The sequence below is a fragment of the Moorena sp. SIO3H5 genome (assembly GCF_010692395.1).
In the GTDB taxonomy this organism is placed as follows: domain Bacteria; phylum Cyanobacteriota; class Cyanobacteriia; order Cyanobacteriales; family Coleofasciculaceae; genus Moorena.
In genome coordinates this window covers 1-11,150 of the sequence record NZ_JAAHHS010000257.1, presented here as the reverse complement: position 1 = coordinate 11,150, position 11,150 = coordinate 1, and the positions used below count along the sequence as shown (strand labels likewise).

General features: G+C 43.0%; 11 protein-coding genes. 9 read left to right on the top strand and 2 right to left on the bottom strand.

From position 1 onward, the window contains the following. Positions 1-825: 825 nt before the first annotated feature. Entirely contained in the window at positions 826-1,029 is a 204-nt protein-coding gene (locus F6K52_RS23975) for a type II toxin-antitoxin system HicB family antitoxin (RefSeq protein WP_008182203.1), read from the top strand. A gap of 299 nt (positions 1,030-1,328) precedes the next feature. Here the strand turns inward: F6K52_RS23975 and F6K52_RS23970 are convergent, their stop codons facing one another. Next, entirely contained in the window at positions 1,329-2,285 is a 957-nt protein-coding gene (locus tag F6K52_RS23970) for an NAD-dependent epimerase/dehydratase family protein (protein WP_293083772.1), read from the bottom strand. 186 nt (positions 2,286-2,471) lie between these two features. Between F6K52_RS23970 and purD the strand changes: the two genes are divergently transcribed. Both purD and F6K52_RS23960 read left to right on the top strand, forming a co-directional pair. Further along, complete coding sequence (purD, locus tag F6K52_RS23965; protein WP_293083769.1) at positions 2,472-3,743, top strand: phosphoribosylamine--glycine ligase; 1,272 nt, start codon at positions 2,472-2,474, stop codon at positions 3,741-3,743. An 87-nt stretch (positions 3,744-3,830) separates the two neighbouring features. Further along, positions 3,831-3,986: a hypothetical protein gene (locus tag F6K52_RS23960; protein ID WP_293083766.1), complete on the top strand. Its 156-nt coding sequence runs from the start codon at positions 3,831-3,833 to the stop codon at positions 3,984-3,986. Between the two features lie 5 nt (positions 3,987-3,991). On the opposite strand, the gene F6K52_RS23955 is transcribed toward F6K52_RS23960, so the two are convergent. Next, a complete protein-coding gene (locus F6K52_RS23955; RefSeq protein WP_293083762.1) occupies positions 3,992-5,884 on the bottom strand; it encodes a bifunctional serine/threonine-protein kinase/formylglycine-generating enzyme family protein in 1,893 nt (630 codons plus the stop codon). Positions 5,885-6,256: 372 nt separating this feature from the next. On the opposite strand from F6K52_RS23955, the gene nuoH reads away from it, so the two are divergent. The 6 genes from nuoH to F6K52_RS23925 form a co-directional block, all read left to right on the top strand. Next, positions 6,257-7,375: an NADH-quinone oxidoreductase subunit NuoH gene (nuoH, locus tag F6K52_RS23950; RefSeq protein WP_293083759.1), complete on the top strand. Its 1,119-nt coding sequence runs from the start codon at positions 6,257-6,259 to the stop codon at positions 7,373-7,375. 195 nt (positions 7,376-7,570) lie between these two features. Next, positions 7,571-8,173 (top strand): NAD(P)H-quinone oxidoreductase subunit I, encoded by a 603-nt coding sequence (gene ndhI / locus F6K52_RS23945; RefSeq protein WP_293083777.1) that lies wholly within the window; start codon positions 7,571-7,573, stop codon positions 8,171-8,173. Between the two features lie 99 nt (positions 8,174-8,272). After that, positions 8,273-8,887, top strand: coding sequence for an NADH-quinone oxidoreductase subunit J (locus F6K52_RS23940; protein WP_293083756.1), 615 nt, complete (start codon positions 8,273-8,275; stop codon positions 8,885-8,887). A 122-nt stretch (positions 8,888-9,009) separates the two neighbouring features. Further along, a complete protein-coding gene (gene nuoK, locus F6K52_RS23935; RefSeq protein ID WP_008185025.1) occupies positions 9,010-9,321 on the top strand; it encodes an NADH-quinone oxidoreductase subunit NuoK in 312 nt (103 codons plus the stop codon). 318 nt (positions 9,322-9,639) lie between these two features. Then, a complete protein-coding gene (locus tag F6K52_RS23930) occupies positions 9,640-10,332 on the top strand; it encodes a rhomboid family intramembrane serine protease (protein WP_293083753.1) in 693 nt (230 codons plus the stop codon). Between the two features lie 343 nt (positions 10,333-10,675). Then, positions 10,676-11,150: aconitase family protein (locus tag F6K52_RS23925; protein ID WP_293083750.1), on the top strand; the 475-nt coding region annotated here is incomplete at its 3' end.

Genomic DNA, 11,150 nt, shown 5'->3' with positions numbered 1-11,150 from the left:
TTTACAAATAGGTCATGAAGAATATGGGTGATTTAGCATAATATCAAAAACTCTACAAAGCTCTTTACTAATGGTAGCTGTTACCTGTTTTATATTCCCTTTCCTTATCCATTATATGTTTCCATATCATTTAAAAATACTAAGCTGACTTGCAGTTAACTTGGTTATTTTTTTATCTTAGCACTGATACTAATTCCTTGGTCCCTGCTCCGTTCGCGTAGCGTGCCGACGGCCTGAGTACCTGCTCCCTAAAACCCAGTAATTGGCACATCAGCCAATCGGTAAGTACTATAGATCACAATTAATGTTGGTCTTAGGGTGCCCCGAAATAGTATTTATAAAATCCCTATATACTTGAGGAACTCTTGCCTTTAGTTAATAGTATTTTTACCTATAAAATCGAATGGCTATATCACTTTATTGAAATAATTTAATTCACTATAATGGACTACAATTAGATTGATATAGTTCGGGAGCATGTCACTTATGCAGAACATTTGTACTAAATCTCTAGCCTCCTCATCGGTTTAAGCAAGCTCATATCGTACATAGTTCATTTGTTCTGCAACTTTGACCTACTCCCAACTACACTAAGTATAATTTTAGGGATTAGTAACAACTTACTAGTGGCTGATGTGGGAGACAGTCGTATTTATTTAATTATAAAAAAACAGATATGTCAATTAACTGAAGACCCTGGTTTACTGACAAAAGTTGAAGTGGAAAGAGCGAAAAGTAAGAGTAGTCAGGGTGTGCATAAGCTTGACAAAAGTACAGAGGTGATGAGTTAAAATACACAAAAAACTCTTGATCAAGCAAACCCAAATGCAGATTAAGGTTGCAATACATCCAGCAGAAGAAGGTGGTTTTTGGGCAGAAGTACCCGCACTACCTGGCTGCATTACTGAGGGAGACACAATGGAAGAGGTTTTAGCAAATCTTCAAGATGCAATTGAAGGTTGGTTAGAAGTTGCTAGCAATTCCTATATTCCTGAACCTAACAGCAAAATTGTGGAAGTTACAGTATAAAATCTGTTTCTGGCAAAAAATTATGTAAAATTATTGATAAAAAAGGATGGGTTTTGAGAAAAATTACCTGCAACAGTATCAATCGGAATTAGCTGGCGCAATTAGACAAGCCTTTGAAATAGCTGGGGTTGAGCTTTAGATAATTTCTATACAGGAGTACCCATTAAGGTTTTGACATTGATACAAGCAGCAAAAGCTGTTTTAGTCAACTTTTAGGTGCGACCCGTGGCGAATTTAATTCGCCAACGGAAAGCGCACCTTTGCCTTTTGCCTTTTGCCTTTTGCCCTTGCCCGTAGCGCTATACAGGAGCGTAAAGAGTCTGTATCCATTCCCATTCTTGGGCTAAGCCTTCGGATAGGGATACTTGAGGTTGATAACTGAGCAGGGTTTTGGCCTTGGTAATATCTGCTGCAGTGTGACGTGCATCTCCTTTGGCTTTTTCGATGTAGTTTTTCTTAATGGGATGTCCAACAATTTGTTCAATGGTGTCGAGAACATCCGCTAGGACCACTCGGCTACCACCACCAATGTTAAACACTTCTCCAACAGCAGCAGCTGTGGTACCTGCAGCCAGATTCGCGGCTATGATGTCTTTGATGAAGGTGAAGTCTCGGGTTTGCTTTCCGTCACCATATATGCTAATGGGTTCATCGGTGAGAATGGCTTTTAGGAATTTGTGAAATGCCATGTCTGGGCGCTGCCTGGGTCCGTATACGGTGAAATAGCGTAAGGCAGTAACCGGTACACCAAAATTATGGTAATACAGTAAGCATAGGTGTTCTGCAGCTAGCTTGGTTACTCCATAGGGGGAAACCGGTTGGGGAAGAATGGTTTCAGATGTCGGTAGGGCTTCGGCATTACCATAAACTGAAGAGCTGGAAGCGTAGACTAATCGGGTCAGATGTTTGGCATCTTTGGCGGCTTCCAGTAGGATTTGGGTAGCATTAATATTGCGCTCGGTATAATCCCGAAAACCATCCCCCCAACTGGCACGAACTCCAGCTTGTGCTGCCTGATGATAGACTACCTCTACATCGGTTAGGAGCGATCGCCAATCCAAGGTCTGAATATCACTTTCGATTAACTCAAAAGCGGGATGGTCTTTAAAATTTTGAATATTACGGCGTTTTAGCTTGGGATCGTAATAATCGTTAAATTGATCAATACCAATCACTCGCTCACCTTGATTCAAAAGGGTTTCTACTAGGTGAGAACCGACAAAACCCGCAGCACCCGTAACGATATTAATAGCCATAAAATTTAAGATTTAAAACTATTGGTTAAGCTTTGGTCAGACTAGTTTATTTTTCAATGTATATTAAATATAGTCTGGCACAATATCTAAAATTGTGAGTAATTTTTTTTTTAGTAAAAATGGCTTCAATAATTTGGTAAGCTCATAGAATAAAATAGACTATTCAGCACAGAGTGTAGAAAAAACGTGAAGATTTTGGTAATTGGCAATGGGGGAAGAGAGTACGCCCTGGCCTGGAAACTGCTGCAATCTCAAACTATTGAGCAGGTGATATGTGTTCCTGGTAATGGTGGCACCGCTACACTAACAGGTTGCCAAAATCGTTTATTAAACGTTCAAGATTTTGATGGAATTGCTGAGTTTGCTCTGGTTAACGATATATCTCTAGTGGTGGTTGGTCCAGAACTCCCACTGTCTTTAGGTATTACAGACTATCTCCAAAGTAAACATATCCCTGTATTTGGTCCGACCCAGGAGGGAGCGCAAATTGAGTCGAGTAAGTCTTGGGCCAAGGATTTGATGCAGTCGGCTGGTGTTCCTACCCCAAGTTTTGCTGTGTTTACCGAAGCAGAACCAGCATTGGCTTATGTCAAAACCCAGGTAGCACCAATTGTGGTCAAAGCGGATGGCTTAGCAGCGGGTAAGGGGGTAACTGTTGCGGCTACCATAGACGAGGCAAAGCTGGCTGTGCAGTCACTCTTTCAGAATGGCTTTGAGACGGTAGTGATTGAAGAGTGTGTCACCGGTCAAGAAGTTTCGGTTTTGGCTGTTACGGATGGCTTGACTGTTCGCCCCTTACTACCAGCTCAGGATCATAAGCGAATTGGGGAAGGGGATACCGGTCCGAATACTGGAGGGATGGGAGCTTATGCTCCTGCACCGATTGTTACCCCAGAGCTAAGCACACGGATTGAAAAGGAAATTCTTAATCCTACCCTTGAGGCTTTAAAGGTCAGGGGAATTGATTATCGGGGAGTTCTCTATGCAGGATTGATGATTACTCCAGAAGGAAACCCAACGGTTCTGGAATTTAATTGTCGCTTTGGGGATCCAGAAACTCAAGCTATCCTACCGTTGCTAGAAACTCCCCTAGATCAGTTGCTTCTGGCTTGTACCCAACAGCGACTGGCGGAATTACCAACTCTTACTTGGAAACAAGGGGCTGCTGCTTGTGTGATTGCTGCCTCGAAGGGGTATCCGGGAGCTTACGAAAAGGGTAAGGTAATTACTGGTATCGAAAAAGCTGAGCAACAAGGAGCAGTAGTTTGCAGTGCTGGTACTACCTTGAAGCAGGAGGAGCTAGTTACTAGTGGTGGTCGGGTTTTGGGGGTTACCGGAACGGGTAAAACAATAGCGCAAGCTTTATCAGTTGCTTATAGCGCTATGGATTGTATCCAGTTTGAGGGGATGTATTACCGTCGGGATATTGGTTATCGGGTTTTGCAGGATGTTGATTGATGCGATTAGCCCGAAGGGCGTTGGCTAGCGATCAGCTTTGCTGCGCCAAAGGCGATTAGCCCGAAGGGCGTTGGCTAGCGATCAGCTTTGCTGCGCCAAAGGCGATTAGCCCGAAGGGCGTTGGCTAGCGATCAGCTTTGCTGCGCCAAAGGCGATCGCATTCGTAAGTTTTTGCTACTGCTCCCATTGAGACCAGCAACACCAGACCAGCAAAACTCCCTCAACGGCTATTACCAATGGTGAACCCATCAAGCCATAGTCACATCGCACACTACCCGAAAACCAATGTTAACGTCGATATCGTCTGCTGGGATATAGCTAAAGCGGCAAGCAGAGCGGCATATCCCAGGAATGATATCCCAGGAACCACCACGCAAAACTCGGGAATGATGATCATACTCATTGATACTATTGAGCCAAGCACTACCATCAACCGGAGCCCTTAGGTAGTTTGGGTACCAATGGTCAGTACACCACTCCCAAACATTCCCATGCATGTCATACAAACCAAAGGAATTGGCTACACTAAAGCTACCTACACGAGTAGTTTGTTTTCGATATACTCCTTCTGGCTCAGAGCTGTATCTACAGTTGCCATCGTAATTGGCAACATCGGTGGTAATGGTTTCACCGAAGTGGAATTGGGTACTGGTACCAGCCCTACAGGCATATTCCCATTCCGCCTCAGTGGGAAGCCGATAGTTTCGTCCAGTCAGCCTAGATAGTATAGCACAAAATTTCATCGCCTCATACCAAGATACCTTTTCCACTGGCAGGGTATCGCCTTTGAACTTAGAGGGCTGGGGGTTTAGGGGAGGGGAGACTTGGAATAAGGTTGCTACAGTCCGCCACTGGGCCTGGGTAACCGTAAACTTTCCCATGAAGAATGGAGAAATTCTGACCCAATGCTGTGGACTTTCATCGTCGCTATGTCCCTTCTCAGTTTCTGGTGAACCCATGATGAATCTTCCCCCAGGGATGTAGACCATATCTAGCCCTAAACCATTGCCTAAGTATTCTGTGAAATATTGGGCTTGGTGACGGCGGCGCTTTTTAATCTCACCGTATTTATCTAGAGTTACCACATCGAAGTCAAAAGAGTTTAGGGTCACTCCCTCGACTGCTGAGGGGTCAGAGTTTTGGAATTGGTTAAAAAATCCAGCTACAGCTATTCCTAAACTGCCAAACCCCCCCACTTGACTTGATTGCGGTCTATTAACAGTAGAATCATCTGGTTTCTGGGATGGCCTTGAAGGATTAAGTTCGGAGTTGATTGCTTGTAACTTTTCTAAAAGAACCTGAGTATCCTTAGGACGTTGATAAACTCGCACCATCAGACTATCAATAAAATCCCCTAACTCCGAAGAAATCTGTGGTGCATGGGGTCGCCACATCAAGATATCATTGCCAGCATCATATAAATCTGAGGGTTCTTGCCCTGTTAGCAAATAAACAAATGTCCGTCCTAAAGCGTAGAAATCCGATTGGGGTACCGCTTGACCATGGATTTGTTCTAGGGGAGTGTACCCAGGGGAAATCATACTGGTAACATTCCCAGCAGATTGTTTTACCATATAGGTTTGGGTAACTTGGCGTGCTGTGCCAAAATCAATTAATACTAGTTGTCCATCTGGACGCAGGATAATATTGGACGGTTTGATATCCCGATGGAAAAAGTTTTCCTGATGAACTGCTTGGAGAATATCAACGATTTGAAATAACCAATCCAAGGCTAATTTTTCATCAATGGGGCGATTTCCTCGCTTTTCTTGATATTCCTCTAAATTCAGCCCAGAGATTTTTTCCATGACCAAACAGTATAGGGGGGTTTGGTGGTTTCTGGGAAAAAAGGTAAAATTTTCCTCTCCTTTAGGAATACCTGGGTGATTGAGGTGAGTCAGAACTCTGGCTTCTTGCTCAAAAAGTTCCACAGCTTTGGGTTCATCGTTAATCAAAATTTTGAGAACCTTGACAATTCCCTTGTGAGTCACCTCATAGATTCGTCCAAAGCCACCTTCTCCGAGTAATCGGCTGACCCGATAACGTCCCGCCAGCAATAACTCAGAACCGCAGCTTGAGCAGAATAGATCCGTATCAGGGTTACCGGGCTGAGTACACCCAGGATTTATGCACAGGCTCATTGGGGTCAAAGATGGGTCGATCTACTTGAAAGTTTAGCTTGAAGTCTGTTAAGTAGAAGTTTGAAGTATAAATGCGTTACCTGCAGTTCTAAAATCAGAGGAAAAGCGGGATCGGGAGCAGCGGTATCAATACAGCGCGATCGCATTCCCATCCAATTCCTGATGAACCCTATATATAAAAACAATAGCGATATACCTATCCTAGCAATGCTTTAGGTCTAGGATAGACAATGAGTGATTGGGTAATGGGGAGAAATTCAGCTCTCAAGTATATACTAGACACTGAAGTTCTCAAAAAATCTTCATAAAGAAACTTATACCAACTGATACCAGCGGTATCGATGGTCTCAATGATAACCTTAATGGGAAAATATGAATCCAGGAATTGACCTCCAAAGCAGTTTTATTCAATCGCTGAGTGATCTAGGCATCCCCGCTGGTGCAGCTAAAGCCATTTGGATGCCATTACCCTTATTTCTAATGATTACCGTTGCCACCGTAGGGGTTTTGGTAGTGGTATGGTTAGAACGAAAAATTTCTGCTGCTGCTCAACAGCGCATTGGTCCAGAATACGCGGGTCCTCTAGGGGTACTCCAGCCTGTAGCAGATGGCATCAAACTAGTCTTCAAAGAAGATGTTATTCCAGCCAAATCTGACTCTTTATTATTCACCATCGGACCAATCCTCGTTGTCCTCCCAGTATTTATCTCCTATCTGATTGTACCGTTTGGACAGAACTTGGTAATTACCAATGTGGGCACAGGCATATTCCTTTGGATTGCCCTGTCGAGCATTCAGCCAATTGGTCTGTTAATGTCTGGCTACGCCTCTAATAATAAGTATTCTTTACTTGGAGGCTTAAGAGCTGCAGCTCAGTCTATTAGTTATGAGATTCCTCTAGCATTAGCAGTCCTAGCTGTTGTCATGATGTCCAACAGCCTCAGCACCATTGACATCGTTGATCAGCAATCGGGATACGGCATTCTGGGTTGGAATATTTGGCGTCAACCAGTGGGTTTCTTAATTTTTTGGATTTCGGCCTTGGCAGAATGCGAGCGACTCCCCTTTGACTTACCCGAAGCAGAAGAAGAACTGGTGGCTGGGTATCAGACAGAATACGCTGGGATGAAATTTGGTTTGTTCTATGTCGGTTCCTACGTCAATCTCGTGTTGTCTGCCTTGCTCGTAGCAGTGCTCTATCTGGGTGGGTGGGAGTTCCCCATTCCTCTGGATAAACTCGCGGGCTGGCTAGGGGTGAGTGAAACCAGTTCCTGGTTACAGGTGATTACTGCTTCTTTAGGGATTACCATGACCCTGCTAAAGGCTTACTTCCTGATCTTTACAGCTATTCTGTTACGCTGGACACTGCCCCGGGTTCGGATTGACCAATTGCTTAACTTCGGCTGGAAATTTCTACTACCAGTAGCTTTGGTAAATCTTCTATTAACTGCTGCTCTTAAATTGGCATTTCCAATTGCATTTGGTGGTTAGCTATTAGTTATATCAAGTCCGTTTACTGTCTACTTGTTTAGTAAAACATAACAACTAACAAGTAAAGAATAATCGATACTAATAAGTAGTAAAACGGACAGGATATTTTTGCTAAAAAAGACAGAAATCAGGATTCATAAATCAGTAATACAATACTCAGCAATACAATCAAGAGAGAGACACTAAACTATTATGCTGAAGTTCCTAAAACAGGTTGGCGACTACGCTAAAGAAACTGTGCAAGCTGCTCGCTACATTGGTCAAGGGATATCGGTGACTTTTGATCACATGCAACGGCGTCCAATTACAGTACAATACCCATACGAAAAACTAATCCCCTCTGAGCGCTATCGCGGTCGGATCCATTTTGAATTTGATAAGTGTATTGCCTGCGAAGTCTGTGTGCGTGTTTGTCCGATTAACTTGCCAGTGGTAGATTACGAATTTGATAAATCTACTAAGAAGAAAAATCTCAAGCACTACAGTATAGATTTCGGAGTTTGTATTTTCTGTGCTAACTGCATTGAATACTGCCCCACTAACTGTCTATCAGCGACGGAAGAGTATGAAATTTCTACCTACGACCGTCATGAGTTGAACTATGATAATGTAGCCCTGGGACGCCTCCCCTATAAAGTTACCCAAGACCCGATGGTAACTCCTCTACGGGAATTAGCTTATCTACCGAAGGGGGTTATGGATCCTCATGATTTGCCAGCAGGTTCTCAAAGGGCTGGTATGCGTCCAGAGGAAATTCTCGATCAAATGGAATCAAAAGAAGAAGACGTTAAGAGTTAGTTGTTAGTCATTGGTCTTTTCAGTGACTGTTGAGTGTGACCAATGACTTATCACTAATAAAGATTAGGCAAAAATATATCGCGAGGAGATAAGTTAAGCATGAATCTAGCGGAAGGGGTTCAGTTAATTTCTGTTGCCATACTATCGGTGATCATGATTGGGGCGGCTTTAGGGGTTGTCCTTCTTTCCAACATTGTATACTCAGCTTTTTTACTGGCTGGTGTTTTCATCGGTATTTCTGGATTGTATATTCTGCTAAATGCTGACTTTGTAGCAGCAGCACAGATATTAATCTATGTTGGGGCGGTTAATGTCCTAATTTTATTTGCCATTATGTTGGTGAATAAGCGAGAGGATTTTACACCAATGACTAAGCGCTGGGTGCGCACTGGGTCAACGGCTATAGTCTGTATTGGTTTGTTTGCGCTTCTGAGTACAATGGTTTTGGTAACGCCATGGTCAGTTGAAATTGCTCCAGCTATGGTTGTTACTAATACTGCTGTGGAGATTGGTCAGCATTTTTTCAGTGACTTTTTATTGCCGTTTGAGCTAGCTTCTGTACTTTTGTTAATGGCAATGGTAGGGGCAATTATCATAGCTCGTCGGGATTATATTCCTGAGGAATTGGTTTCGAGAGACCAGGAAATTGCTACAGCTTTGACCTTGCCGGAGCGTCCTCGGGAGCTTGCGTCTGTGCCAGGGGATTCTAAATAAGACAACAGTTTAGTATTTGTTAGTGTTTGGTTGACGGTTGACAGTCAACGCTCAATGGTAAACAACCAACCACTAATTACCCATTGAAAAACTACTATTCCCTACATAAAACATCATAATTTATGGAACTTCAACTCCAATACTTTTTACTGCTTGCTGCTGCTTTGTTTTGCATTGGTATTTATGGTCTAGTGACTAGCCGCAATGCCGTGCGAGTGCTGATGTCTATTGAGTTAATGCTGAATGCGGTCAACCTGAATTTAATGGGGTTTTCTAATTTTATGGACTCAGCCGGGATTAAGGGTCAAGTGTTTACCGTGTTTGTAATTACGGTAGCAGCTGCAGAAGCAGCGGTAGGTTTAGCGATTGTGCTGTCGATATATCGTAATAGGGATACGGTAGATATGGAACAATTTAATCTTCTGAAGTGGTAGATTCAACCAAAGCTAAATAGAATATGGCGTTGCTCAATTGTGGCATGATTGAGGGTAACTGGTAACTGGTAACTGGTAACTGACCCAACTAGACTTGATATTATTCCTTAGATCAGCAACGCCAAAATCTAACACTCCTAAATCAGCTGACTTATTATAGTTAACCAATCAAGTTTTAGTTAACTTGAGAACAGTGTGATCATAGACGGGGGTTGAAAACTGACGGCTTAGCCAAAAATCAAATATTAGTTAATTTTGTAAACTTGCTTTAGAATCTGGTGTGACTATTTCGGTGAACTCATAAAATAAAAACGAATTATGGTACCCCTAAGAGACGAAAACCCAATCACAATCACGCCATATATTACTATACTTCTGATTGTTATTAATATTATAGTCTTTATTTATGAACTGAGGTTAAGTCAACCAGAACTCGACACGTTTTTTAGGCTTTATGCTGTGGTACCTAGGGAGTTAACCGCTAGCTTCCAGGGTTTTCCTGTGGGCCAGCCTGTGCCAGAACCCTTGACTCTGATCACATCCCAATTTCTCCATGCTGGCTTTCTTCATATTGGCTCCAATATGTTATTTTTGTGGATTTTTGGTAACAACATTGAAGAAAAACTTGGGGGGATTAAGTTTTTAATTTTTTATCTCACTTGTGGGGCTTTAGCCGCCTTAGCTCAATGGTTTTTCTCGGCAGGATCTCTTATTCCTGCTTTAGGAGCTAGTGGAGCAATTGCTGGAGTGATGGGGGCCTATATTATCAGGTTTCCTAATGCTAAAATCCTGACTCTAGTGCCCCTATTTATAATATTTTTCGTAGCTAGGATACCAGCTGTATTTTATCTAGGGTTTTGGTTTCTACAGCAAGCGTTTAATGGCATAGCTAGTCTGGGAGCCCAGGCTCAAGTGGGAATGGAGGGGGGAGGAATTGCTTACTGGGCTCATGCTGGTGGATTTGTGTTCGGAGCTATCCTTGGTCCAATCTTAGGTTTATTTGATGATTAGTGATTGGTGGGGATGGGTAAGCCTTCAGCCGTCAGCAGTCAGCAGTCAGCTTTCAATAACATTGATTAAATTTGATTAAATAAATTTACCGGTTTTATTCAAAAGCTGTTGTCGTAGCTTGCCCATAATAGCCCATAAGCTTTTCGCGTAGCGTGCGCGTAGCGCTTAAGCTGTTCGCTAATGGCTGATAGATGATAGCTGAATAATTGTGGGGATGCTGTTAATTTTTTTAGCAAAAACGTAAAACCTGTGTTGAACAGGACATATCTTAGAATAAAATGTAGAATCTGGGGATAAAATACATTACCCCTTTCTTGGATTCCAGGTAAGAAGCCTTTTCGAAATGAGCGCGAGAACACTTTTTGACAAAGTTTGGGATTTACATAGTGTTGGCACGTTGCCTTCGGGTCAGACTCAACTATTTATTGGTTTACACTTAATTCATGAGGTTACTAGTCCCCAAGCCTTTGCGATGCTGCGGGAACGGGGATTGAAGGTGCTGTTTCCGAAACGAACTGTGGCAACGGTAGACCATATTGTTCCGACGGAAAACCAAGGTCGTCCGTTTGCTGATGTCTTGGCAGAGGAGATGATGCAAGCGTTGGAAAACAGTAGTAAGGAGTTTGGGATTCGATTCTATAATATCGGCTCTGGGAATCAGGGCATTGTCCATGTGATTGCTCCGGAACAAGGGTTGACTCAGCCAGGCATGACGGTGGCTTGCGGGGATTCCCATACTTCGACTCATGGTGCGTTTGGTGCGATCGCATTTGGAATTGGTACTTCTCAAGTGCGTGATGTCTTAGCTTCCCAAACCA